At 66.6% G+C, this 26,099-nt stretch carries 17 protein-coding genes and 1 tRNA gene; 8 read left to right on the plus strand and 10 right to left on the minus strand.

The genetic code is table 11. The features are described 5' to 3' along the window. Positions 1-6 precede the first annotated feature (6 nt). From RPB_RS19345 to RPB_RS19355, 3 genes are all read right to left on the minus strand, one after another. On the minus strand, positions 7-660 hold the full coding sequence (locus tag RPB_RS19345) for a DUF2147 domain-containing protein (RefSeq protein WP_011442714.1): 654 nt from the start codon (positions 658-660) through the stop codon (positions 7-9). 68 nt (positions 661-728) lie between these two features. Next, positions 729-2,039, minus strand: coding sequence for an O-antigen ligase family protein (locus RPB_RS19350; protein ID WP_011442715.1), 1,311 nt, complete (start codon positions 2,037-2,039; stop codon positions 729-731). Between the two features lie 7 nt (positions 2,040-2,046). After that, positions 2,047-3,381, minus strand: coding sequence for a glycosyltransferase family 4 protein (locus RPB_RS19355; protein ID WP_011442716.1), 1,335 nt, complete (start codon positions 3,379-3,381; stop codon positions 2,047-2,049). Between the two features lie 252 nt (positions 3,382-3,633). Between RPB_RS19355 and RPB_RS19360 the strand changes: the two genes are divergently transcribed. Next, a complete protein-coding gene (locus RPB_RS19360) occupies positions 3,634-4,689 on the plus strand; it encodes a glycosyltransferase (RefSeq protein ID WP_041798363.1) in 1,056 nt (351 codons plus the stop codon). Between the two features lie 423 nt (positions 4,690-5,112). Here the strand turns inward: RPB_RS19360 and RPB_RS19365 are convergent, their stop codons facing one another. After that, complete coding sequence (locus RPB_RS19365) at positions 5,113-6,141, minus strand: NAD(P)/FAD-dependent oxidoreductase (protein WP_011442718.1); 1,029 nt, start codon at positions 6,139-6,141, stop codon at positions 5,113-5,115. Between the two features lie 160 nt (positions 6,142-6,301). Between RPB_RS19365 and RPB_RS19370 the strand changes: the two genes are divergently transcribed. Next, positions 6,302-6,775: an acyl-CoA thioesterase gene (locus tag RPB_RS19370; protein WP_011442719.1), complete on the plus strand. Its 474-nt coding sequence runs from the start codon at positions 6,302-6,304 to the stop codon at positions 6,773-6,775. On the opposite strand, the gene RPB_RS19375 is transcribed toward RPB_RS19370, so the two are convergent. Continuing rightward, positions 6,776-7,096 (minus strand): 2Fe-2S iron-sulfur cluster-binding protein, encoded by a 321-nt coding sequence (locus tag RPB_RS19375; RefSeq protein WP_011442720.1) that lies wholly within the window; start codon positions 7,094-7,096, stop codon positions 6,776-6,778. 159 nt (positions 7,097-7,255) lie between these two features. Next, positions 7,256-7,600 carry an Hpt domain-containing protein gene (locus RPB_RS19380; RefSeq protein ID WP_011442721.1) on the minus strand — a complete coding sequence of 115 codons (345 nt, stop codon included), beginning with the start codon at positions 7,598-7,600 and terminating at the stop codon, positions 7,256-7,258. Between the two features lie 423 nt (positions 7,601-8,023). Between RPB_RS19380 and RPB_RS19385 the strand changes: the two genes are divergently transcribed. Next, positions 8,024-14,008, plus strand: a complete 5,985-nt coding sequence (locus tag RPB_RS19385; protein ID WP_041798365.1) for a negative regulator of septation ring formation — start codon at positions 8,024-8,026, stop codon at positions 14,006-14,008. Positions 14,009-14,341: 333 nt separating this feature from the next. Here the strand turns inward: RPB_RS19385 and RPB_RS19390 are convergent. Further along, positions 14,342-14,418 (minus strand) — tRNA-Met (locus tag RPB_RS19390). Between the two features lie 285 nt (positions 14,419-14,703). Between RPB_RS19390 and RPB_RS19395 the strand changes: the two genes are divergently transcribed. After that, complete coding sequence (locus RPB_RS19395) at positions 14,704-16,137, plus strand: coniferyl aldehyde dehydrogenase (protein ID WP_011442723.1); 1,434 nt, start codon at positions 14,704-14,706, stop codon at positions 16,135-16,137. Positions 16,138-16,212: 75 nt separating this feature from the next. Beyond that, positions 16,213-17,817 carry a GMC family oxidoreductase gene (locus tag RPB_RS19400; protein ID WP_011442724.1) on the plus strand — a complete coding sequence of 535 codons (1,605 nt, stop codon included), beginning with the start codon at positions 16,213-16,215 and terminating at the stop codon, positions 17,815-17,817. Between the two features lie 501 nt (positions 17,818-18,318). Here RPB_RS19400 and RPB_RS19405 read toward each other — a convergent pair. After that, positions 18,319-19,080 (minus strand): glucose 1-dehydrogenase, encoded by a 762-nt coding sequence (locus RPB_RS19405; RefSeq protein ID WP_011442725.1) that lies wholly within the window; start codon positions 19,078-19,080, stop codon positions 18,319-18,321. A 107-nt stretch (positions 19,081-19,187) separates the two neighbouring features. Here RPB_RS19405 and RPB_RS19410 point away from each other — a divergent pair, with 107 nt between their 5' ends. Continuing rightward, positions 19,188-19,970, plus strand: coding sequence for an SDR family oxidoreductase (locus RPB_RS19410; protein ID WP_011442726.1), 783 nt, complete (start codon positions 19,188-19,190; stop codon positions 19,968-19,970). Positions 19,971-19,991: 21 nt separating this feature from the next. Here RPB_RS19410 and RPB_RS19415 read toward each other — a convergent pair whose 3' ends face one another. Further along, positions 19,992-20,621: a response regulator transcription factor gene (locus RPB_RS19415; RefSeq protein ID WP_011442727.1), complete on the minus strand. Its 630-nt coding sequence runs from the start codon at positions 20,619-20,621 to the stop codon at positions 19,992-19,994. A 280-nt stretch (positions 20,622-20,901) separates the two neighbouring features. Here RPB_RS19415 and RPB_RS19420 point away from each other — a divergent pair, with 280 nt between their 5' ends. Next, entirely contained in the window at positions 20,902-21,960 is a 1,059-nt protein-coding gene (locus tag RPB_RS19420) for a tripartite tricarboxylate transporter substrate-binding protein (RefSeq protein ID WP_011442728.1), read from the plus strand. After that, positions 21,957-24,596 carry a hybrid sensor histidine kinase/response regulator gene (locus RPB_RS19425; RefSeq protein ID WP_011442729.1) on the plus strand — a complete coding sequence of 880 codons (2,640 nt, stop codon included), beginning with the start codon at positions 21,957-21,959 and terminating at the stop codon, positions 24,594-24,596. The genes RPB_RS19420 and RPB_RS19425 overlap by 4 nt, the downstream gene beginning before the upstream one ends. A 25-nt stretch (positions 24,597-24,621) precedes the next feature. Here the strand turns inward: RPB_RS19425 and RPB_RS19430 are convergent, their stop codons facing one another. Then, on the minus strand, positions 24,622-25,875 hold the full coding sequence (locus tag RPB_RS19430; protein ID WP_011442730.1) for an EAL domain-containing response regulator: 1,254 nt from the start codon (positions 25,873-25,875) through the stop codon (positions 24,622-24,624). Between the last annotated feature and the right edge of the window lie 224 nt (positions 25,876-26,099).

Here is a 26,099-nt window from a genome sequence, read left to right on the forward strand (position 1 = left end):
GTCCCCTTACTTCGCCGGCGGGGGCGCCATCATGCCGCCCTTCTGCATCAGGGCGGGGGCGGCTTTCGCTTTGCCGGCGGTGGTGCCGGGCTTGGCGCCGACCGGGGCGGCGGCGGCCGCGGCCTGTTCCGGCATGAACTTGGCGACGATCGCGGGATCGAGCTGGGCGATCGCGGTGTCGGGCAGCCTGAACCAGTCCTCGTCCTTGCCGAGCGCCGGCGTCATCAGATAGCCGCGCAGCGTCAGGATCTGGCCGTCGGGGCTGACGGTGAGCATCGCCTTCCAGACGTCGCCGTTGCGCGGGTCGAGGATGTTGCCGTTCTCATAGACCCGGCCCTTGCGCTTCATGTCGCGGATCAGCGAGATGCCGAGCACCGGCTGGTCCTTGCGGTCGTCCTCGCACTCCTCGCAAACGGCGATTTCGGGCTGGCCGGGCTGGGCGAAGGTCTTGGCGACGATGCCTTCGTACAGATTGTTGCCGCGATCCAGCATCAGCACCCAGACCACCGGCTTGCCGGTGGGCTTGCCGGTATCAGTGCGTTGCCAGAGCCCGACGGCGGTCGGTTCGGCCGCGGCGGCCGGCGCGGCCGCAGCGAGCAAGTAGGTAAAGGCGGCGACAGCCGCCCATGCGACGATACGGATCGGTCGATGTGTATTCATGGCAACACCTGAAACATCGCGATGAGACGACAATATGGCGGAACGGTATGACAATCCAGCCGGCAAAGCTAAGCACCCGCCGGCTGGCGATTGTGTGACGTCACGGTCGGCGCCGCGTCGGCAGCGGTTCCCGCGGCACCGGCGTGTCGGCCCGAAAGCCCGCGCGGCGCCTCGGCCAGCGCCGCGCCGAGGCAGATGCCGACGGGAAGCCAGAACAGAACGTACAAATAGCCGAGGTCGGTCGGGATGATCTCGTAGTCGACGGTGGTGGCGGTGAGGCAGACCGCCAGCAACGCCAGCCCCAGGATCTCGCGGCGGCGCAACCACGCCCGCAGCGCGCTCACCAACGAGGCCAGCACGATGCCGAACAGCGCCAGCGCGCTGAACACGCCGCCCCTCACCGCCGCGCACAGAAAGATGTTGTGTCCGTTCATCACCATGGTGCCATCGGGCAGCATGCGCTGGGTGTCGAAAGCGAGACCATAGCCGAGCCACGGCTTCAGCATCGCCATGTCGAAATAGATCGGCCACAGCGTCAATCGCAGGCTGTCGCGCCGCTGCAGCAACTCGCCGGCGAGCGGGGTCAGCAGCGTGACCGCCGCCGCGACCGCCACCAGCGCCACGATCGCCGCCGCCAGCCGCCAATTCGCCGACAGGATCGACACGCCGATGCCGACCGTCGCGGCGATCAGCGAGCCGCGGCTGCCGGTGAGCACGACGGCGCCGAGCAGGATCAGAACCGACGCCGCCAGCATCGCGAACTGCCATCGCCGTAACCTGCGCGACGCCATCACCGCCGCCGCGCCGACGCAGGGCATCGCGAACATCATGCCGATGACGTTGGAGTTGTAGTAGACCGTCAGCCCCCTGACGCCCTGCAGCCGGGTGGTCATCAGCGTCTCCAGCGACAGACCGGTGAACGATACCACGTCGCGGATCGCCGCCAGCGCCGCCACCGGCGCCAGCACCAGGAACAGCAGCCGCAGGAAATCGCCGTCGCCGCGCACCAATTGCGCGACGATCGCCACGAAGGCGACGACCGCCGCGAAGTAGCGCAGGTTTCGCAGCAGCATCGGCCACGGGGTCTCGCCGCCGAGCGCCGAGGTGCCGATGATCAGCAACAGAAACACCGCCGAAGCGATGAACACGCCCGATTTCGCGATCGGCAGCAGGTTGCGATACGGCGCCGCCGTGATCAGCATCACCGGCAGCACCAGGAACCACAAGACGGTGCGCGCCAGCCAGATGCTGTGCAGCGCATAGATCAGGCACATCGACAGGATGAACAGCTTCTCGCCGGCCCGCATGCGTATCAGCCAGTCGCGGGTCTGCGCCAGAGTCTGCCGGGCGCGCGACGATCGGGCGACGACGGATACCATTGGACTCCTAGCTCGTGAAACCGGCAGGGGCAGCCGCTACGCTGCGCAGCACCTCCACCATCCGGCCGGCGGATTGCGCCCAGGTTACCGGGCGATAGTTCGACCGGATCGCGGCTTCGTATCCGGCAAGTTGCTCAGGGGAATGGATCAGGTCAAGCACCGCATCGCGCCAGGCTGCGAAATCCAGCGGATCGAGGTGCCCCGCGAGGCCGGCGCCGGCTTCCGGCAGTGACGACGTGTTCGATGCGAGACAGTACTTGCCGAAGGCGAGGCTCTCCGACACCGGCAGTCCCCAGCCCTCGTAGAACGAGGGATACAGCGTAAACGCGCAGTTCCGGTACAGCCACGCCAGTTCCTCGTCGCCAGCGCGAGGCAGATGCAGGATCGACGACGCGGTGACCGGATCATGCGCGATCTGCCACAGCAGGTCGGCACTGCCGAAGCCGGGCTGCCCGACGATCACCAGCGTCGGCAGACGAGGCGTGCCCTGCTCGGTCAAGCGCCGCCACAAGTGATACAGCAGATCGAAATTCTTGCGCGACTGGATGGTCGAGACGCTGAGCACGAAGCGCTGCGCCTGCCCGTCGCCGAGCGCAGCGGGCCGGCGCGCGGTCGCCGGCGTCGCCAGATCGGCGCCCAGATGCACCACCTCGATCGCGCCGCGCAACCCGCCATGGCGCTGCGCATAGGCGCGCACGTCGGCGCTGGTGGAGTCGGAAATCGAAATCACCATGTCGCATTCGCGGATCAGGAACTGCGCATAGGCCTCGAACTGCGTGACGAACTCGCCGTCGGCGAAGAATTGCGGCGCGACCACCGGGATGAAGTCCTGGCACACCGCCGCGATCCGGGTTCCGCGCGCGCGGCGCATCCGCGCCACCGCTGCGTAGTCGACCCGCGACCAGTTCTCGCCGGCGAGCAGCAGCACCTCGTGGCCCGCAGCCGGGCCGGGCGGCGGCAGCCCCTCGCCGCCGGCCATTTTCTGCAGCAGCGGCGCGACAGCGCCACGCACCGAAGTACGAACCGCGCGTTCGAGTTTCTTGCCGAGCGGCTTGATCGACGACAGCATCGTGGCACGCGCCGCCTTCGGCTTCGCCGCGGCGACCGGCTTGGCGCCGAGATCGGGCACCGCCGCAACCGGCACGTAGTCCTGTCGCAGCGGTTCGTAGCGGCAAAATCCGAGCTGCGGTCCGATCCGTTCGCGCAACGCGGTGGCGATTCTGTGCTCGACCCGCAGCGTGCCGTTCATCTGGCCGGAGCGCGCGCGAGCGCTGGTCGATACGTCCATCCACAGCCAGGGTTGTCGCGGCGGCGGGGTCTGGCTGTCGGGGGGCTGCGCCAAGTTCTGTCCGTCGCGTGGTGCCGGCTTCGGAGCCGGCCTGAATAATATTCATGCGCGGCGAGGCCCGCGCTGCAATCAATCGGATCGAGGTCGACTCGGGTCTAGCGGGTCGGGCTTCGCAACGTCAATGGCAAGTAATTGTTGACGGCCGCGAATTCGCCGCGACCGCCGATATTCGCGCCACCGCGCGCCGCTTGCAAAGCGGCGGCCGGCGCGGTCTATCTCGGGGTCCGTGCCGCGTGCACAAATCGAGTGAGGACGACAGTGTCGCCGCATCGGCCGCCACAAGTCTCGGTGATCCTGCCGGTTCGCGACGGCCAGCGCTGGCTGCGCGAGGCGGTCGACAGCGTGCTGGCGCAGACCTTGTCCGATCTCGAACTCCTGGTGATCGACGACGGCTCGACCGACGCGACGCCGGCGATCCTCGATGAAGCGCGCGCCCGCGATCCGCGTGTCGTCGTGCTGCGGCAGAGCCGCGAGGGGCTGGTCGCGGCGCTCAATCTGGGCCTGGCGCGGGCCCGCGCGCCGCTGATCGCGCGACTCGACGCCGACGACATCGCGCTGCCGGAGCGGCTCGCGCGGCAGCGCGACTATCTGCAGGCGCACCCGGACGTCGTGCTGCTCGGCGGCTGGGCCGAGATCATCGACGCCCAGGGCGCATCGTCCGGCCGCCAGATGCGGCCGAGCCCGGACGGCCTGCGCGAGACGCTGACCAAGAAGAGCCCGTTCATCCATCCGACGGTGATGTTCCGCACAGACGCCGCGCGGCGCATCGGCGGCTATCGCGCCGCCTTCGAGGCCGGCGAGGATTATGATTTCTGGCTGCGCCTCGCCGATATCGGCGCCATCGCCATCCTGCCCGAGGTGCTGATCCGCTATCGCGAGCACGGCGGCAGCGTTACACGCACCCGCGAGTTGCGGCAGATCTATTCCGCCCGCCTCGCCAAGCTCGCCAGCGCCGCCCGCAGCCACGGCGGCCCCGATCCCTCGGCGATCTTGACCGCGCCGCCCGACTGGCACGATGACGATCCCGGCAATTTCGAGCGCGACAGCTCGCGGCTGTTCCGGATGCTAGAACTCGCCGACCCCTCGCTGGCGCGCACGGCGCCAGCGTCCGCGATCGACCTCGCTGCGATCACCTCGCAGCGATCCACGCTGACCGCCGGCGAACGGAAGTTCGCGCAAGCCGCATTGCTGAACCTGCTGCGCGAGCGCCGCGACCTCCCGGTCTCCCGCGCCAGGCTGATCGCCCTGCTGCTATGGCTGGGACCGGCGAAGGCGATGAAGAAGCTGATACGGACGAAGTAACAGCGAGCGACCGAGGAGACGCGTCGTCCGGCTGAGCGCAGCGACACCCGGAGCCGCCGCCCTTCGATGCCTCGAAGTCACAAGTCACGAAACGCCCCCGTCGTTCCGGGGCGCGCGCATCGAATGATTGAAGCGACGCGGCATTCTCGCGTGCGGAGTCGTCATCCTGAGGTGCGAGCGCAGCGAGCCTCGAAGGATGCGCCAAGGCGCTTGCGGCTCATCCTTCGAGGCCCGCAGCGCCGCGCATGGCGCGGCCAGCGGGCACCTCAGGATGACGGCGGTGATTCCATCAAAACCAGAGCTGCTCTAACAGCTCGAAACGCCGCAGGCAGGCGCAAAACAAAGGGCGCACCTTGCGGCGCGCCCTGAACTAACGACTTGCTGTGATCGCCCGGCAGCAGCGCCGCCGAGCTGTTCGCGCGCTCAGTTCACGCCGAGCTTCTTCTGCAGATTGGTCGACGAGGTGGTGTACTGGAACACGACGCGCTTGTCGGGATAGACGTATTTCACCGCCTTCTGCGCCATCAGCGCGCCCTCGTGGAAGCCCGACAGGATCAGCTTCAGCTTGCCCGGATAGGTGTTGATGTCGCCGATCGCGAAGATGCCGGGGACGTTGGTCTCGAACGTGCCGGTGTCGACCGGGATCAGATTGTTCTCGAGCTGCAGGCCCCAATTCGCCACCGGGCCGAGCTTCATCGTCAGCCCGAAGAACGGCAGCATCGCATCGCACTTGATCTGCGCGATGCTGTTGCCGTTGAGCTTGATGGTGGCGCCCGAGAGCTGGCCGTCCTCGCCCTGCAGTTCGGTGATCTGGCCGATCTTGAGATCGAGCTTGCCGCTCGCGACCAGCTGGCGCATCTGCTCGACCGAGTGCGGCGCGCCGCGAAAATCGTCGCGGCGATGCACCAGCGTCATGCTCTTGCAGATCGGGTTGAGGTTCAGCGTCCAGTCCAGCGCGCTATCGCCGCCACCGACGATGACGATGTCCTTGCCGCGGAACTCTTCCATCTTGCGCACCGCGTAGTGCACCGACTTGCCTTCATAGGCTTCGACGCCCGGCACCGGCGGCCGCTTCGGCTGGAACGAACCGCCGCCCGCGGCGACGACCAGCACCTTGCACTCGAACACCGTGCCGGCATTGGTGGTGACGCGGAACTCCGGGTCGCCGATCTTCTCGACGCTTTCGATCATCTCGTTGAGATGGATGGTCGGATTGAACGGCTTGATCTGCTCCATCAGCGCTTCGGTCAGGCCGTGGCCCGTGATCATCGGAACGCCGGGAATGTCGTAGATCGGCTTTTCCGGATACAGCTCGGCGCACTGGCCGCCGACCTTGTCGAGAATGTCGACGAGGTGAGTCTTGATATCGAGCAGGCCCAGTTCGAACACGGCGAATAGTCCGCACGGACCCGCGCCGACAATCAGCACATCGGTTTTGATCGTTTCGGTCATGGTGATTCTTTTCGTGTTGAAGAATTTTCGGACGCGGGCGGTCCGGCCGCGGCTTGTCTAGCCAAGCCCGGCGGGGGAGAAAAGCCATAAATGGCTTGCGGCACCTTGTTCTAGCTCAAGAACTGCGCTCAATGGTTTCCAGAAGCCCGGAGAATGGCCCTTGTCTGCACGATCCCGCGACCACGCTGTGCCTCTGCTGGAGGACTTCCCCTACCGACTTTCGGACAATGTCCGGTTCGCCGACCTCGATCCGAACAACCACGTCAACAACGCGGTCTATGCCAGCTATTTCGAGACCGGCCGGGTCACGCTGATGAAGCAGCCGTCGCACGGGCTGATCCCGGAGGGGCTGTCCTGGGTGCTGGTGCGGCTCGATATCCACTTCCGCAGCGAGTTGCACTGGCCGGGAACCATCGAGCTCGGCATCGGCCTGGTCAAGCTCGGCCGGACCTCGACGCATTTCGATCAGGTGGTGTTTTCAGAGGGCGTCTGCGTCGCCTCGGCACGCGCCGTGACCGTGCTGGTCGACGCAACCAGCCGCAAGCCGACGCCGTTGCCCGATCAATTGATCGCCAACCTGGCGCCGTGGTGGCTGCGCGGCGTCGATCACGCAGAGCGGACGCCGCGGGCGTGATTACGCCTGACGATCCGGGGTCGAGATCACCAGGCCGTCGAGTTCGTCCGAGACCTTGATCTGGCACGACAGCCGCGAGTTCGGGCGCACGTCGTAGCCGAAGTCGAGCATGTCCTCTTCCATCGGCGAGGGGCCGCCGACCTTCTCGCGCCAGGCCTCGTCGACATAGACGTGGCAGGTCGCGCAGGCGCAGGCGCCGCCGCATTCGGCCTCGATGCCGGGGATGGCGTTGCGGATCGCCGCTTCCATCACGGTCGCGCCGTTCTCGACGTCGACGATGCGGGTCTCTCCGGAGTGATCAACAAAGTGAATCTTGGCCATGATTGCTCGTCGGACGCTCTGCTCGTTCGGACAGGGGAAGGATGACGGGCTGTCCTATAGCGGGTCGATCGGCTTTCCGCCAGCGCCGCGGCGAGCAAAATCGGGAACTGCAATCGGCCTTTCGCCGCAGCGAGCTTTGCGGCCGCCGGGCATGGCGGATCAGCGCTCCAGCAGTTCGCCGATCGCGCGCCGGGCGTGATCGACCGCGGCGTCGAGCGCCGCGAGCCGCTCGGGGGCGTCGTTGCCGCGCCGCAGCGCATCCTCGAATTCCTCGGCCGCATCCGCCACCGCGAATGCCCCGATCGCCCGCGCCGAGCCTTTCAGCGTATGCGCCAGCGCCGCCGCGTCCGCCGGCCAGGACGACAGCACCGCCGCCAGGCGGGACGCCTGCGCCGAGAACATCGTCAGAACCTCGCGCGCGAGCGACTTATCCCCAAGCGTCATCCGCGCCAAATGGGCCTCATCGATCGCCCCGGAATCCGGCACCAACGGTGGCGACGCCATCCACTCGACCCCATCCAGCTGCAGCGACAACAGGCTCTCTCCCGGCGGATTCGGCGTTTTCCACGGCGCGGTCGACGAATTACCGATCCAAGCACGGGATTGGTTAACGGATCATTTCGGGACAACGCCGCAAGTTTGAGGCCATTTTGTCCGGTATTTTCCGCCGGTTTCCGGGGCCAATCGGGATTTTCACGTCAGCCGAAGGAGTTAGCGGCAACTCCCGTTAACGATGATTAAGAATGTCTTAACGTCGGCCATTTCATTCGATGCACCGAGCCAATAGGATGTTTGCGGAAGTGGTGGACAAAAGTCCGGCGTCGAGGGGTTCGACGGCGCCGGCTTTGAGCATCAGACCGGAGCCGGCGAACTGCGATCGGATTTCATGCAGTGTCCCCGGATGCGTAGAACGAGGGCGTAGGTCACATGGCGAATAATCCCAAGAAGATCAAAGATCCGACCGAAGTGGCGCTGTCCGCGATTCAGGAAGCCCTGAACATCAGCGATGCGCCTGCGGCGACCGACGATCCGATCTCGGCGCGGAGCGACAATTCGCCGGCGCTCTCGCCGCCGCCCGCTTTCAACGACGGCGCGCCGGAGCCGCGGATCGCAACCGACCGTCCCGGATTCGAACAACACGACGACGACCGTCAGTTCGCGCAGCGCCCCGCCAATGACGACCGCGAGACCATCGGCCAGTTGCTGCAGGCGCTGCAGAAGGGCCGTCCGGCCCGCAACGTCTACACCCTCGCCTCGATCTTCGCCGGGGTCTGGATCTTCGGCGGCATCGTCCTCACCATCAGCTTCCTGCCCTCGCTGCAGGCGATGGTCGGCCAGGGCGCCGGCGGCACGATGGCGCTGGTCGGCCTGATCGCGCTGTTCCTCGCCCCGGTGATGCTGTTCTACTTCCTCGCCAGCCTGACCTGGCGCGGCCAGGAACTGCGGATGATCGCGCAGTCGATGGCGCAGGTCGCGATCCGATTCTCGGAGCCCGAGATCGCGGCGAGCGATTCCGTCGTGACCGTCGGTCAGGCGATCCGCCGCGAGGTCGCGGCGATGGGCGACGGCGTCGAGCGCGCGATCGCGCGCGCCGGCGAGCTCGAGACCCTGGTCGCCAACGAGGTCTCGGCGCTGGAACGCGCTTACTCCGACAACGAAGTCCGCATCCGCGCCCTGCTGCAGGACATCGCGCATCAGCGCGACAATCTGGTCGGCCAGGCCGAGCAGGTGCGTAGCGCCATCTCCGGCGTGCAGATCGATCTGCGCCACGACATCGCGCTGATCTCCGACGCGATCGCCAGCCGCGTCGACGAAGTTGCGAAGAGCATCACCAGCGCGCTGGAAGAGCGCGGCGCCCACATCACCGGTGCGCTGAGCCACGCCGGCGACAACATGATCCTCGCCCTCGGCGAGCGCGGCGGCGATCTGCTCGACCGCCTGGAAGAAGCCAGCGCCGAGACCACGCGCGCCGTGCTCGACGCCAGCGAGCGGCTGACCGCCAGCCTGAATTTCAAGACCGGGCACGTTCACGACGAATTCGTCGAACTCGCCGACCGCGTCCACGACATGCTCAACGAGCGGCTCGATCGCATCACCGGCGAGTTCGAACAGCGTTCGTCCAGCATCGTCGACGGCATTTCCGAGCGCACCGAGCAGGTCCACGACTCGCTGAAGAACTCCTCGGACTCGCTGCTGCTCGAACTCGAGCTGCGCAGCGGTGATCTCGTCAGCAAGATCGACGACGCCGGCAACCGCCTCGCAGACCAGATCCTGACCAGCGGCGACAAGGCCAGCGAAGCGCTCGACGTCACCGTGAATACGCTGGTGGCCAAGGTCGTCAGCCAGACCGAGAACGCCCACGACGCCCTCAGCATGCAGATGAGCGCGTTCGACGATCTGGTGAAGCAGCAGGGCTCCGAGCTCGCCGAGAAGTTCGCGCGCGATTCGGGCACGCTCGGCGCGCTGATCACCCGCCACATCTCCGAATTCGACCGCACCGTGAAGACCTACGGCGGCGACATCGTCGAGCGCATGGGCCAGCGTACCCAGGACATCTCGACCACGCTGAAGGACTACGTCGACAATTTCGACCAGCGCGTCACCGCGCGCGGCGGCGAGCTCAGCGCCACGCTGGATCAGCGCCTGTCGCATTTCGAGAACGTGTTCGAGACCCGCGTCGGCAGCCTCGACGGCTCGCTCGACGTCAAGATCAAGTTGCTGGACGAAACCGTCAGCGAACACCTGCGCTCGCTCGAAGACGGCTTCGCATCGCGCACCCAGATCGTCACCGAATCGATCGACAGCCGGATCGCGCGGCTCTCGGAAACGCTGACCACCGGCTCGGATCAGGCGATCGTCGCCATCGACAGCCGGATCGCCGAACTGTCGACCACGATGTCGAGCGGCACGAGCCAGGCCGTCGATCTGATCGACACCCGCATCGACAAGCTCTCCGGCACGCTGACGGCGGGCGCGGTGCAGGCGATCGAGGCAATCGATCAGCGCCTGTCGCATCTCACCAACTCGCTCACCGACGGCACCGCGCAGGCGATCCACGCGATCGATCAGCGCATCGGCAACGTCACCGAGACGATCGACAGCCGCAGCGCCGGACTGGCGGCGACCGTCAGCGCCCGCTTCCAGGAGATCCACGAAGGCCTCGAAGGCCGGGTCGGCACCGTGCTGACCGACATCGACCTGCGCGTGTCGCAATTCGAGGACCTGCTCGGCTCGCGCATCGACGCGGTGGCCGGTCGATTCGAGAACACCGGGCGCGAAGCCAGCGATCTGCTGATGGCGCGCGCCGAAGAACTCTCGCTCGGCATCAAGTCGCATGTCGCCGACGCCGAGCGTTCGCTCACCGGCCTCGTCGTCAGCACCAGCGACACGATCCAGAGCGGCACCCGCTCCGCCAAGGAAGCGATGCTGTCGGTGTCGACCGAGGTCGGCGCGCAGCTGCAACTCACCTCGTCCGAGATCGAACGCGCCCTCACCGCGGTCGGCACCAGCGCCGCGAACACGGTGCTGCTCAGCGCGACCGAGGCCCAGTCCAAGCTGGTCGCAGCGTCGAGCGATACGCTCGCCCAGATCAAGTCGCTGTCGGCCGACGTCGAGCGCACCCTCGCGGTCGCCGGCACCTCGACCGCGGCATCGGTGCTGGCCGGCGCGCGCGAGGCGCAGACCACGCTGGTCGCCACCTCGACCGACGTCACCAACGAGATCAGGTCGCTGTCGGCCGAAATCCAGCGCACGCTGACCGACGTCGGCGGCACCGCCTCGACCTCGGTGCTGAACAGCGCCCGCGAGGCGCAGGCGACCCTGGTGTCGTCGTCGTCCGACGTCGCCAGCCAGATCCGCGCGCTGTCCGCCGATATCGAGCGCACCCTGACCGGAGCCGGCGACGCCACCTCGGCATCGGTGCTGGCCGGCGCCCGCGAGGCGCAGTCGACCCTGCTGTCGGCCTCCACCGAGGTCACCGGCCAGATCCGGTCGCTGTCGTCGGATATCGAACGCACGCTGTACGCCGCCGGCAATGCCACTGCGGAGTCCGTGCTCGGCGGCGCCCGCGCCGCCCAGACCACGCTGGTGGCAGCCTCCGAAGAGGCCGCGGAGCGCGTCAAGTCGCTGAGCTCCGACGTTCAGCGCACGCTGTCCGAAGCCGGATCCGCGACCGCCAGCGCGATCGTCGCCGGCGCGCGCGAAGCCCAGAACACGCTGGTCGCCGCCTCCTCCGAGGCGTCGAGCCAGGTGATCTCGCTCGCCAGCGATGTCGAACGCAAGCTGACGGCGGCCGGTAGCGCCACCGTGGAGACCCTGCTGTCCGGCGCCCGCGAAGCCCAGCACACCCTGGTGGCGACCTCGACCGAGACGTCGAACCAGCTCAAGGCGCTGACCGGCGACGTCGAGCGCACCCTGACCACCGCCGGCAGCGCCACCGCCGGCGCCATTCTCGCCAGCGCCCGGGACGTCCAGAGCACGCTCGCCAACGCTTCGACCGCGGCCTCCGATCAGGCCCGCTCGCTCGCCGCAGAGGTCGAACGCAGCCTGATCACCGCCGGCAAGACCTCCGCCGAATCGATCGTCACCGGCGCGCGCGAAGCGCAGACCACGCTGATGACAGCCTCGGAGGAAGCCGCCAACCACGTCAAGTCGCTGGCGATCGACGTCGAGCGCACGCTGACCACGGTCAGCGCCGCGGCGGCGTCGACCATTCTGGGCAGCGCCCGCGACGTGCAGTCGACCCTCACCAACGGCTCGGCGGAAGCGGCGAGCCAGATCAAGGCGATCTCCGCCGACATCGAGCGCACGCTCGCCGGCGTCACCATCAACACCACCGACAACATCCAGGTCAGCGCGGCGGCGGCCCAGAGCACGCTGGTCGCGGTGTCGAACGAGGTCAGCTCGAAGATCAAGTCGACTTCCGCGGAGATCGAACGCTCGGTGTTCGCCGCCAGCGGCAGCTTCGGCTCGACCATCACCGCCAAGAGCGACGAGATCGTCAGCTACGTTCAGCAGCAGGCCGAGCGCCTGTCGCAGATCATCGACGGCAAGCGCGGCCTGCTGGTGGAAGCCATCTCCGGCAAGACCAACCAGCTCACCATCGAGATCGACCGCGTCACCACCGACGCGCTCGGCGCCATCGAAAGCCGCGGCAAGGCGTTCTCGAATTCGATCCTGACCAACGGCAACGACGTCGCGCGCTCGATCACCGGCGCCGGCGATCTCGCCACCGGCGCGATCAACAAGTCGCTCAAGGATCTCGAGCTCGCCTCGCGCTCCGCGATCGAACAGTCGCGCCAGGTCTCGGTCACCGCCGTCACCGAGATGCAGGAGACCAGCAAGATCCTGCGCACCGACACGGTCGCTTTGTTCGAGCGGCTGCGCGAAGGCAACATCCTGCTGCAGGAAGTGCTCACCGGCGCCCACGAGAACCTCAACTCGCTGGAGCGCGCGCTGGTCACCCGCGTGGCGGATTTCGTCACCACCATGAACGACGTCAACGCCCGCAGCGGCGCCGCCACGCAGGGCCTGGAAGACCAGCTCACCGGCTTCCACGGCAAGACCGCCAAGGCGCTGGCCGATCTCAGCGCGTTGTCCGAGCAGTTCGAGATGCACGGTCAGGCCCTGGCCGAAGCCGCGGAGCTGGTCCAGCAGAGCAACCGTAGCGCATCGACCTCGGTGCTGGAGCGCAAGGAATCGCTGGAGTCGCTGGTCACCACCATCGACCTGCGCACCGCCGATCTCGACCAGCGGCTCACCCGCTTCACCGGCCTGCTCGACGAATCGCTCGCCGCGGCTGAGGAGCGCGCCCGCGACATCGCGCGGATCGTCGCCGAGACCGCAGGCGCCGGCTCCGCCAGCATCACGCAGCAGTTCGAAGCGGTGCGCAGCGCCGCCGAGCAGGAGCGCCGCCTCACCACCGAGGCGATGCACCAGGTCTATCAGCAGGGCACCCAGGAAGCCGATGCGCTGTTCAAGCAATCGGCCGACCGCTTCGCGGCGATCGTCCAGGGGATCAAGCAGATGGCTTCGGAGATGCACCACGAACTCGAAGCCACCCGCGAGGAGCTGCGACGCGGCGTGCTCGAAATCCCGCAGGAGGCCGCCGAGAGCACCGCGCAGATGCGCAAGGTGATCGTCGACCAGATCGAGGCGCTGGCCGAACTCAACCGCATCGTCGCGCGCCACGGCCGCGGCATGGATGTGGTCGGTACCACCCGCGCCAGCGCGGTCCGCGACGAAGAGCCGATGCTGGCGACCGCCGGCGGCCGCGGCGAGGCCATCGCGCGCGCGCCGGAGCCGATGTCACGGCCGGAGCCGGTGTCGCGTGAACCCGCGTCGCGGCCGGCACAGCGCCGCGAGGCCAGCGCCGCAACGCTGCCGCCGCCGGACCTCGGCCTGCCGGGCCCTGCCCCGCGCCGCACCGAGGCCCCGCCGGTCGCGCCGACCGGCGCCGATCCGGGCCGCGACGGCTGGCTGTCGGATCTCCTCAACCGCACCGACGCCGGTGCCGAGCGCGAACTTCCGCGCGCCCGGACGCCGCAGCAGCCCACGCCGCAGCAGGCGATGAGCGGCAATCCGCTGGAATCGCTGTCGCTCGACATCGGCCGGCTGATGGACCGCAACCTGGTGCTGGAGATGTGGGATCGCTATCAGCGCGGCGAGGCCAAGGCGTTCAGCAAGCGGCTGTACACGCCGGCCGGCCAGAAGGCGTTCGACGAGGTCGCCCGCAAGTATCGCAGCGACCGCGCCTTCAAGCAGACGGTGGACCGCTACATCACCGAGTTCGAACGCCTGCTCGACGAAGTCGCCCGCGACGAACGCGGCCCGCAGGTGCTGCGCACGCATCTGAGCTCGGAAACGGGCCTCGTGTACACGCTGCTGGCGCATGCGGCGGGGCGGCTGGGGTAAAGGCTGCACGACCGTCGCCCTCGGCCGCAAGGCGAGATAGCAGACGATCATCAAGCGGAGGCCAAGGCCTCCGCTTTTCTATTTTGCCCTTTGAATCGCCTGGCAATAGGGGGTGCTAGTCTTTCAGGACTTCAGCTACGTCTGTGCCGCCCGAACACGGGAGGGCTTCTACCAAAGGCCGGAGAAATTCTGCGATCCCTCGTCAAGGAGATCGTGCTGACGCCCCACAATGATGAGCTGAAATCGATGTCCGAGGCGATCTCGCTGGAATCCTTGCGATTTCCCTCAAAACGAAAACCCCGGCCACGAGGACCGGGGTTTCGCAAGTTGATTTGGTTGCGGGGATAGGATTTGAACCTATGACCTTCAGGTTATGAGCCTGACGAGCTACCGGGCTGCTCCACCCCGCGATAAACCTTTGCGCGGCTTTCAGAAAACCAAAGTGAACGGTCAACGCCGGTTGGCGCCGATCAATCCTCCCGGAAGCTTCCTGAGAAGGCTGCCCGGGGCGAATGCCCGGGGCGCGAGGGGTGTGTACCAATGCCCGGGGGGTTTGGGAAGGCCTGCGATGCAGATTTTCAAGATAATATGACGACGGGAACCGGATGAGGTTGCCCCCCGGCCCCGCTCCTGCAAGACTTCGGCAAAACCGGCCCAAAACGTGACAAACTGCCGGCAAACTGGTGGAGCGCAGCATGGACCAGCCGTTGGGCGGCTTCGGGGGCAATGCCCTGCACGACAGCTTTCACCGCATGATCGAGCGCTCCCGCGCCGAGCCCCCGGCGTCGCTGGAGCAGCGGCTCGACCGGCTGGCGCGGCTGCGCGGTTTGCTCAAAGACAATGAGACGCGATTCGAGCAGGCGATCTCGGCCGATTTCGGCCATCGCTGTTCGGTCGAAACCATGATCGCAGAGACGTTGAGCCTGCTCGGCGACATCAAGCACACCAGCAAGCACGTCAAAGGCTGGATGGCGCCGCGCAAGGTGGCGACCCAGCCGCAATTCTGGCCGGGCAAGAACCGGCTGATCCCGCAGCCGCTCGGCGTGGTCGGCATCATCGCGCCGTGGAACTATCCGTTGCAGCTCACGATCGCGCCGGCGATCGGCGCGCTGGCGGCCGGCAATCGGGTGATGATCAAGCCCAGCGAATTGTCGCCCGCGTTCTCCGCCCTGCTGCAGGAGACGGTGGCGGCAAAGTTCGATCCCACCGAGATGATCGTGACCGGGATCGACGACGGCGTCGCCGAGGCGTTCGCGAAGCTGCCGTTCGATCACCTGATGTTCACCGGCTCGACCCGGGTCGGCCGCATCGTCGCGGCGGAAGCGGGCAAGAACCTCACCCCGGTCACGCTCGAACTCGGCGGCAAGTCGCCGACCATCATCGACCGCTCCGCCGATCTCGACGAGGTGGCGCCGCGGATCGCCTATGCCAAGCTGATGAATGCCGGGCAGACCTGCATCGCGCCGGACTACGTGCTGGCGCCGCGCGACAAGGTCGAGGCGCTGGCGGGCAAGATCCGCGACGCGATGCAGCGGATGTTCGGCGCCGATCCCGCGAATACGGACTACACCTCGATCGTCGCCGACCGGCACTACGCGCGGCTGAAGGGCCTCGTCGACGACGCCGCCGCGCGCGGCGCGAGGCTGCTGCAACCGGCCCCGGCCGACGATGCGGCGTGGCAGAGCCGGCGAAAATTCCCGCCGACCGTGGTGCTCGGCGCCACGCCCGAGATGAAGATCATGCAGGAGGAAATCTTCGGGCCGCTGCTGCCGATCCTCGGCTACGACGATCCCGCCGACCCGATCGCCTTCATCAACGGCCGCGACCGGCCGCTGGCGCTGTACTGGTTCGGCACCGACGAGGCGGCGCGCGACGAGGTGCTGCAACGCACCGTGTCCGGCGGTGTGACGATCAACGACTGCCTAGTGCATTTCGCGCAGGTGAACCAGCCGATGGGCGGCGTCGGCGCCTCGGGCACCGGCGCGTATCACGGCGAATGGGGCTTCAACACCTTCACGCAGCTCAAGCCGGTGTTCTATCGCTCGCCCTACAACCGGTTCGCCGATCTGTATCCGCCCTATGGCGGCAAGATCGCGCGGCTGGCGAAAGTGCTGCGCTGGATGTCCTGACCTGACGACGACCCGCCCGTCCAACGAGACGGCGCGGCCAAAAACAAGACCAACACCAAATATCCGGAGGGGACGATGACGGACACCTATGACTTTGTCGTGGTCGGCGGCGGCTCGGGCGGCTGCGCGGTCGCAGGAAGGCTGTCGGAAGATCCCGGCACGTCGGTGGCTTTGCTGGAAGCCGGCGGCACCGCCGACAATTGGGTGGTGAAGACACCCTATGCGCTGTCGCTGATGGTGCCGAGCAAACTCAACAACTGGCACTTCGAGACGGTGCCGCAGCCCGGCCTCAACGGCCGGATCGGCTATCAGCCGCGCGGCAAGGGGCTCGGCGGATCGTCGGCGATCAACGCCATGGTCTACATTCGCGGCCATCAATGGGACTATGACCACTGGGCCGAACTCGGCGCCACCGGCTGGTCCTATGCCGACGTGCTGCCGTATTTCAAACGTTCGGAGAGCAATTCCGATTTCAACGGCGCGTATCACGGCCAGAGCGGCCCGCTGCACGTCAACAAACTCCGCACCGACAATCCGGTGCACGAGATCTTCCTGCAGGCGGCGCGCGAGGCGCAATTCCGCATTCGCGACGATTTCAACGGCGAGGAGCAGGAAGGCCTCGGCCTGTATCAGCTCACCCAGCACAATGGCGAGCGCTGGAGCGCGGCCCGCGCCTATGTGCATCCCTACATGGCGACGCGGCCCAATCTGCGCGTCGAGACGCAGGCGCAGGCCACCCGCATCCTGTTCGAGGGCGGTCGCGCGGTCGGCGTCGAATATCGCCAGAACGACGAAGCCCGGCAGATCCGCGCGCGGCGCGAAGTCATCGTCGCGTCCGGCGCGTTCCAGTCGCCGCAACTGCTGATGCTGTCCGGCATCGGCGACGCCGCCACGCTGCAGCAGCACGGCATCGCGCCGACGCATCATCTGCCCGGCGTCGGGCAGAATTTGCAGGATCACCCCGACTTCATCTTCGCCTATCAATCCGACAGCCCATATTTCACCGGCACCAGCTTCACCGGCATCGGCCGGTTGCTGTCGCGGATCGGCCAGTACCGCCGCGAGGGCCGCGGCCCGCTCACGACCAACTTCGCCGAATGCGGCGGCTTCCTGAAAACGCGACCGGACCTCGACGTGCCCGACGTGCAGTTGCATTTCGGCATGGCGATGGTCGACGACCACGGCCGCAAACGGCGCTGGGGCACGGGCTTTTCCTGCCATGTCTGCCTGCTGCGGCCGAAAAGCCGCGGCAGCGTCGGCCTCGCAAGCGCCGATCCGCTGGCGCCGCCGCTGATCGACCCCAACTTTCTCGGCGAGGCGGACGATCTCGAGGCGATGGTCGCAGGCTACAAGACCACGCGGCGGTTGATGGAAGCCCCCGCGCTCCGCGCGCTGCAGCAGAAGGATCTGTTCACCGCCGACGTCCGCACCGATGACGACATCCGCGCCATCCTGCGCGCCCGCGTCGACACCGTGTATCACCCGGTCGGCACCTGCAGGATGGGCAGCGATCCGATGGCGGTGGTCGATCCGCAGCTTCGTGTGCACGGAATCGGCGGGCTGCGCATCGTCGACGCCTCGGTCATGCCGACCCTGATCGGCGGCAACACCAACGCGCCGACGATCATGATCGGCGAGAAGGCCGCGGACATGATCCGGGAGGAGATCCGGGCGAACTGAATCTTCACCGGGAGTCATTCCGGGTTCGCGCTAAGCGCGCCCCGGAATGACGAGCGAGAGGTGCTTGCCCACCTGAGCGCGAACGACATCCAGAGCGGCCCTGCTTTGATGGAATCACCGCTCGCGATCGGATTGCCGCCGTCATCCTGAGGTGCCCGCCGGGCCGCGCTGTGCGCGGCGCGGCGGGCCTCGAAGGATGGGCCGCAGGCACCTCGGGGCCGCATCCTTCGAGGCGCGCAAGGGCGCGCACCTCAGGATGACGACTCCGCACTTGAGACGGCCGCATTGCTTCAATCAGTCGATGAAGCGCTCTAGTAGTTTCGTCATTCCGGGATGCGCTGCGTAGCAGCGCTGACCCGGAATCCATACTCTCTGCATGCGTTGGGAGGCATAGACGCTGATCCGTCTTGCTTATTAGGAGAACGCGGCGGTTATGGATTCCGGGTTCGCGCAGCTTCGCTGCATGCCCCGGAATGACGACCGTGAGGTGATGCTTGATCGCTACCCCAGCAAGAACCCGCCATCCACCGTCACAACGCTCCCCGTCATGTAGCGCGACGCGTTCGAGGCCAGTAGCAGAATCGCGCCGTCGAGATCGGACTCGTGGCCGACGCGGCGCTGGGGGATGCCTTTGACGAGCTTCTCGCCGGCCGGCGTCGACCACAGCGCGTGGTTGATGTCGGTGTCGATATAGCCCGGCGCCAGCGCGTTGACGCGGATGCGCGAGCTGGCGAGTTCGAGCGCCAGCGCCTTGGTCGCTTGGATGATGCCGGCTTTCGAGATCGCATAAGGCGAAACGAATTTCAGCACGCTCTCGCCGAGCACCGAGGCGATGTTGACGATGTTGCCGCCCTGCTGTCGCGCGATCATCCGACGCGCGACCTCCGTCGCGAGGAAGTACGCGCCCTTGAGATTGGCGCCGATCACCTTGTCCCAATCGGCTTCGCTGGTGTCGACCGCGAGCTTTTCGGTGGCGACGCCGGCATTGTTGATCAGCACAGTGATCGGGCCGAGCGCCGCCTCGCCCTGGTCGAGCGCGCTCGCCATCGAGGCCAGATCGGTGACGTCCATCTGCACCGCGACGGCGCGGCCGCCGTTGCCCGTGATCTCCTGTTCGAGGCTTTTCAGCTTGTCGGTCTGCCGCGCCGCGAGCACGACGGCGGCGCCGCGCTCGGCGAGCACGCGCGCGAACTGCCGCCCCAACCCTTGCGAGGCGCCGGTGACGAGGATGACTTCGTTGCTGACGTCGAACAGTTGATCCATGCGCGTTTCCCGTTGATGCGTTATGCGTTGCCCTCCCCTTATCATGCCGGGCCGGGTTGGCTAGAGTGCCGGCCTCACCGACATCGCCATCCATTCGGGAGTGAAACGTGGATCTGGGAATCAAGGGCCGCCGCGCGCTGGTCTGCGCATCGAGCAAGGGACTGGGCCGCGCCTGCGCCGCGGCGCTCGCAGCCGAAGGCGTGCATGTGACGATGACGGCGCGCGGCGCGGAAGCGCTGGCCCAGGCTGCGGCCGATCTGCGAAAGGCCTATCCGGATGTCGAGATCATCGAAGTGGCCGGAGACATCACCACGCCCGAAGGGCGCGCCGCCGCGCTGCAGGCCTGCCCGGAGCCCGACATTCTGGTGAACAATGCCGGCGGTCCGCCGCCCGGCGATTTCCGCAACTGGACCCGCGACGACTGGATCAAGGCGCTCGACGCCAACATGCTGACGCCGATCGAACTGATCAAGGCGACCGTCGACCAGATGATCGCGCGAAAATTCGGCCGGATCGTCAACATCACCTCGGCCGCAGTCAAGGCGCCAATCGACGTGCTCGGCCTGTCCAATGGCGCGCGCACCGGGCTGACCGGCTTCGTCGCCGGGCTGTCGCGCAAGACCGTGCGGCACAATGTGACGATCAACGCGCTGCTGCCGGGCCCGTTCGACACCGACCGGCTGCGCGGCGTGTCCGCCGGCCAGGCTAAAGCCTCCGGCGTGCCGGTGGAGCAGATCCTGCAGACGCGGATGAACGAGAACCCGGCCGGCCGGTTCGGCGATCCGGAAGAGTTCGGACTCGCCTGCGCATTCTTGTGCGGCGCAAAATCCGGCTACATCACCGGCCAGAACATCCTGCTCGACGGCGGCGCCTTCCCCGGCACGCTGTGACGGGGGCGGCCCGCGCCGCCGTCAGGCCTTGGGCGCGGTCATCACGATCCGAACCAGGTCGGTGGCGTTGCGCGCGCCGAGCTTCTTCATGATGTTGGCGCGGTGATACTCGATGGTGCGCGGGCTGATGCCGAGCTGGCGGCCCGCCTCCTTGTTGGTGTTGCCCGACGCGAACAACTCCAGCACCTCCCGCTCCCGCAGCGTCAGCGGCTCCTTGCCCGGGAAGACATAGGACGGCGCCTTCACTTCCGTGCCGGGCCCGCGCCGGCGCTGGAAGGCGTCGATCGCCTCCTCGACCCGGGCGACGATCTCCTTGCCGCGGAACGGCTTCTCGATGAAATCCAGCGCGCCGTTCTTGATGGCATTGACCGCCATCGCGATATCGCCCTTGCCAGAAATCATGAAGATCGGCGCCGGATAATCCTCGGCGTGCAGCTCGGCCAGAATGTCGAGCCCTGACCGCCCCGGAATATGGACATCGAGCAGGATACAGGCGGGACTGCGGCTGCGCGCCACCGCGAGCAGAGATTCGCCGTCGGCGAAGCAGATCACCTCGTAGCCCGCCGTGGACAGCACAATCGAAAGCGTCTCGCGCACGGCCGGATCGTCGTCGACGACGAACACCTCCCGGGCTGCTGGCTTCTCATTCATCAATCGACCTCCAAAACACTTGAACGAACTCTAAGCCCACGCCCCGTATCTATACGAGGCTCCAAGATACTTCTCAGACGGCACTAAAACGTTACAACAAAGAATGAAACCCAATACGGCGGCGGTGCTATCTGCCTCCGACCGACGAACGGAGACTTCTCCCGGACAATGATCGCCTGGATATCGGCGCTGATTGCGCCAACGTGCCCGGCACTATTTACGCGCTGCTCATTCGTCTCTGAAATAATACACGAACGCCAATCTTCGTCCGCATAGCACCATGAACCAGATTCGAGCAAGCGACGCAGCCGAGATGCGGACATGTCGAGGGGATAACCTGGGACGACTGCTGCACAGGGCGTGTTTCGGCCTGCTCGTCGCTGCGATCTTGGCGACGCCCTCGGGGGCCGGGCCGGCCTATCCGGTGCGGGCCATCACGGTGATCGTACCGTTCGCCGCCGGGGGGCCGACCGACATCGTCACCCATATCGTCACCGACCATCTGGCAAAGCGGCTCGGGCAGCAGATCATCGTCGAAAACGTCGTCGGCGCCGGTGGTACTACTGCGGCAATCCGCGCGACGCGCGCCGCTCCGGATGGCTACACGCTGCTGATGGGGCACATGGGAACTCACGGCAGCGCGCTCGCGGCATACCCGCAACTGGTCTACGATCCCGTCACGGACTTCACGCCGATCGGGCTGGTGGTGAGAACGCCGGTTCTCGTGGTCGTCCGGCGCGGCCTGCCAGTGCACGATCTCGCTGATCTGGTGCGCTATTCGAGCAAGCACGGCAAAGCTATCACGATGGCACACGCCGGTTTCGGCTCGATCTCCCATGCGACCTGCACGCTGTTCAACACGATCGGCGACATTCATCCCGCAACGCAGGCGTTTCAGGGCACCGGCCCGGCACTGAAGGCGCTCATCGCCGGACGCGTCGACTATATGTGTGATCAGATCGTCGGCGCGGCGCCGCGCGTCGGAACCGGAGAGGTGAAGGCGCTGGCGATCTCCTCGGGCCGGCGAAGTCCGATCCTGCCGGACGTCCCGACCTCCGCCGAAGCCGGCTTCCCCGATTTCGAAATCTCAGCCTGGAGCGCGCTGTTCGCGCCGAAAGCAACGCCGCAGCACATCGTCGATGGACTCAACGCCGCGTTGGCTCACGCGCTCGACGATCCCGAGGTCCGCCAGGCGCTGGGCAGTCTCGGCGGCGAAATCCCGCTCGCAGACGAGCGCAGCGCGTCCACGCTCGCCACGCTGATCGAACGCGAAGCCACGCGATGGCGGTCGCTGTCCCGACCGGCCGCCGTATTGGACGGTTCGCGGGTACGGCAATGACCCTTCCCGCCTCGATCCGCCCCCAGCTCAAACGCTCGAAGATCGCCCTCAGGCTCACCGCGGTCGCGCTGATCCTGTCGATCTTCGGGACCAATCTGATTTTTCTCGGCAACCTGCGCGAGACCACGCTGCAGACCGCGGAAGCCAATCTGCAGCGCTACAATCTCACCCTCTCGGAGGAAGCCGACCGCTCGTTCAAGTCGCTCGACCTCGTGCTGTCCAGCGTCAGCGACTATCTCGCTCGGCGCGAAGTCACCGACGGCCATTCCTACAAGCGCACGGTGTCCGGTCAGGACACCCATATCCTGCTGAAGGAGAAGATCACCGGCCTGCCCCAGATCGACGCCGTGTCGTTGATCGACGACCAGGGAAAGCTGATCAACTTCTCGCGCTATTGGCCGATCCCCGACGTCGACGTGTCGGACCGTGATTACTTCAAGGCGCTCAGCAGCGACACCAATCTCGAGACCTTCATCAGCGCGCCGGTCCGGAACCGCGGCAACGGTACCTGGACCATCTACCTCGCACGCCGCCTCGACGACCCCAACGGTAAGTTCATGGGGATGCTGTTGGGGGCGATGTCGCAGCGCTACGTCGAGAATTTCTTCGCCGCGACCGCGCCCGGTCCGGATACCGAGATCGCGCTGGTGCGCGACGACGACCTGCTGCTGGCGGCATATCCGCATTCGGAGGCGATCGGCCGGTTGAAATCGTCCGGCGGACGCAGCGCCTTGGAGGCCGGCGGCAAGCTCCGCGAGGCCGGCAGCGGAATCGGCAAGCCCCTGATCCGTTCGGCGCGGATGCTGCCGAACTATCCGGTTCTGGTGACGGTGGCACAGCACGAGGACGGCTTGCTGCGCAGCTGGCAGGAGATGGCGACGCTGCTGATCGCCATGTCGGTCGTCAGCGCACTGATCATCCTCACCGGCAGCATCGCGATCGCCCGCTGGTGGAACAAGCAGGCCGTCTACACCGAGGCCGCCGAAGCCGCCAGCGCCGCGAAATCGAGCTTCGTGGCGATGATGAGCCACGAGATCCGCACCCCCATGAATGCGGTGCTCGGCCTCGCCAACAACCTGCTCGAGACCAGGCTCGACGCCGACCAGCGTCGCGCCGTCGTCGGCATTCACGACGCCGGCGACAACCTGCTGGAGATCCTCGACGACATTCTCGATTTCTCCAAGCTCGAAGCCGGACGGCTGTCGCTCGAACTGATCCCGTTTTCGCCGCACAACATCGTCGAACATTCGCTGAGCATGATCGGCCCGCGCGCGATCGCCAAGGGGCTCGCGATCGGCACCGACATCAGCGATGATCTGCCACGGGCGCTGATCGGCGATCCTGGACGGATTCGCCAGGTCCTGCTCAATCTGCTTTCCAACGCGGTGAAGTTCACCTCGTCGGGGAAGATCGTCGTCGCGCTGGAATGTCTATCGAACGACGGCTCTGCCGCGCGCATTCAATGGACCGTCAGCGACACCGGGATCGGGATCGACCCCGACAAGATCGAATCTCTGTTCAGTGATTTCGTCCAAGCCGACAATTCGATCCGGCGCCGGTTCGGCGGGTCGGGGCTCGGCCTCGCCATCAGCCGGCGCCTGATCGAACAGATGGGCGGGCGGATCAACGTCACCTCGACGCCGGGCCAGGGTTCCGCGTTCCGCTTCACGCTGACGCTGCCGGTCACGACGGACGTTCCGCCGAAGGAGGAAGACCACCAGCTTCGCTACGTCGATCTGAAGGCGCGGATCGCCGCCGGCGGACGGCCATTGCGGCTGCTGATCGTCGACGACAACCCCACCAACCGCGCGGTCGCCGGCCAGATGCTGAGCGAATTCGCGATCCAGTGCGACACGGCCTGCGACGGCGCCGAAGCCGTCACGGCGGCGACGCGGTTCAGTTACGACGCGATCCTGATGGACATGCGGATGCCGGAGATGGACGGGCTGGAAGCGACCCGCGCGATCCGCGCCAAGGGGGGCGCGCTGGCGACGGTTCCGATCATCGCGTTCACCGCGAACGCATTCGCCGAGGACGAGAAGGCCTGCCGCGAGGCCGGCATGAACGATCACATCGCCAAACCGGTCCGCAAGAACGTGCTGGTCGGCGCCATCCTGCGCGCGCTGCCGCCGCTCCCGTCGCCGGGCGCGCGCAGCGTCCGGCCGGCGCCGGAGGCGACCGGAGCCCCGCCGCCCACCGGCTCGCAGAACGGCACCGCAACGCCGCGGGCTCCGGCGCCGATCGCCCATGCGGTCGACACCGGCGCCGCCGTCCGCCTCTACGTCGGGAAAACCGCATTCGATCATCTGGTCGCCGAAATCGGCGAGCAGTCGAGCCGCGATGTGCTGGCGGTGTTCATCCGGGACACCGCGGCGCGGCTCGAATTGCTGGCGGCCCTCGAGATCGGAACCGACCGGCGAAAGATCGAACGCGAAGCGCATTCGCTGAAGAGCGCGGCAGCCACCTTCGGGCTCGACCGGCTCGCGAGCCTCGCCCGCGAACTCGAGCGCACCGCGCCGCAACTGTCAGAAGCCGGCTACGTCGCGCAGGTCTCGGAGATCAGGGCCGCGTTCGCAGCCGCACAGCGGGCGCCGATCGGTGACGATTGTCTGGTCGAATTCGCCGACCCGGCATGAGCCGGCGCGCCGGGCGGGGCGCAATTCAGGTGGCGCAGGCGCGGTGTCGCTCCGCCGCCGGACCGACCGACGTCAGCCGCTCGTCCCAGTGCCGGCACCACTCGACGAAAGCGCCTCTGCGCAGCGCCCGCGAGAAGCCGAATCCCTGGCCGATATCGCACCCCAATCCATCGAGGGCCCGCCAGGTTTCGGCATCCTCGATGCCCTCGGCCACCGCCTGCATGTTGTACTGATGCGCGATCGCGACCGACACCGACACCACTTTCCACATGTCGGCGTCGGTGAGGCAATCCCTGACGAAACTGCGATCGATCTTGAGCTCGCTGAAGGGCATTCTGGCGAGCACCGCGAGCGATGAATAGCCGGTACCGAAATCGTCGATCGAAATCCCGACGCCCTTGATCCGAAGCCGCAGCATGATGTCCATCGCGCAGGCGATATCGGTCATCGCCGTGGACTCGGTGACCTCGATGATCAGCGAGCGCGCCGGCAGACCGGTCCCATCGAGCAATCGCTCGACCTCTTCGGGGATGGTCGTATCCGACAGCAGCGCCGCCGACAGATTGACGGCCACCGAGAACGAGGGATCGATGTCGAAGAAATAGCGCGCGAGCTCGATCGACTGCCGGAGCATCAGCAGCGTGAGCGGCTTGATCAGCCCGCTCTGTTCGGCGAGCGGGATGAACACATCGGGGCCGACCGAGCCGAAGGTCGGACTGTCCCATCGCGCCAGCGCTTCACAACCGACCACCCGTCCGGTCGCGAGATTCACCTTCGGCTGAAACGCCGGATAGAGCTCGCCGGTCTCGAGGCCCCGCGACAGATCGGCTGCCGTGACCGGACGTGATTGCCGATCGGGCCGATGCCGCAACGACGGCTGTTCACCGGCGCCGAAGCTCAGCGCGTCGCCGAGCGAGGCCAGATCGATCGGCTTCTGCAGCGACACCGCATCGACGACTCCGACCGCGTGCGCCATTCTGACCGTCGCGCTGAGGATCCGCTGGTCGCAACCGCTGATCACGATCACGCGCGGCGACCTGCCGCCGCCGGCGATCAGACGCAGCAATTCGATTCCGTCGCGATCACCGAGCGAAAGATCGATGGTGATACACTCGAAGTCGCCCGCGGCGATCTGATCGACCGCTGCCTGATACGACGATGCGAAGGTTGGTCGATAGCCGCGTCGTCGACACACGCCGCTGATGATGGCACCCTGCACCGGGTCGTCGTCGACGACGAGGATGCGTGCGGCCTGCGCTTGATCGGTCGAATCCGGCATCGACGATTCCGTTGTATTCGAGCAGGACGATCAATCTTCGACTATGCGTCCCGCTCGCGTTTCTCGTTCGAGCACGACGTTTCCGAAGACCGGCATCCACCTTTCGCGATCACGCTCGGGCCGATGTCGCGATCGGCTCGGCTGGACCCACGACCCAGACTACCCACTTCTGCTGAACGAATTCTTGTCCGAATACGCATGTGCCCAGCGGAGCGATGGAATGG

Source organism: Rhodopseudomonas palustris HaA2 (genome assembly GCF_000013365.1).
Classification (GTDB): Bacteria; Pseudomonadota; Alphaproteobacteria; order Rhizobiales; family Xanthobacteraceae; genus Rhodopseudomonas; species Rhodopseudomonas palustris_J.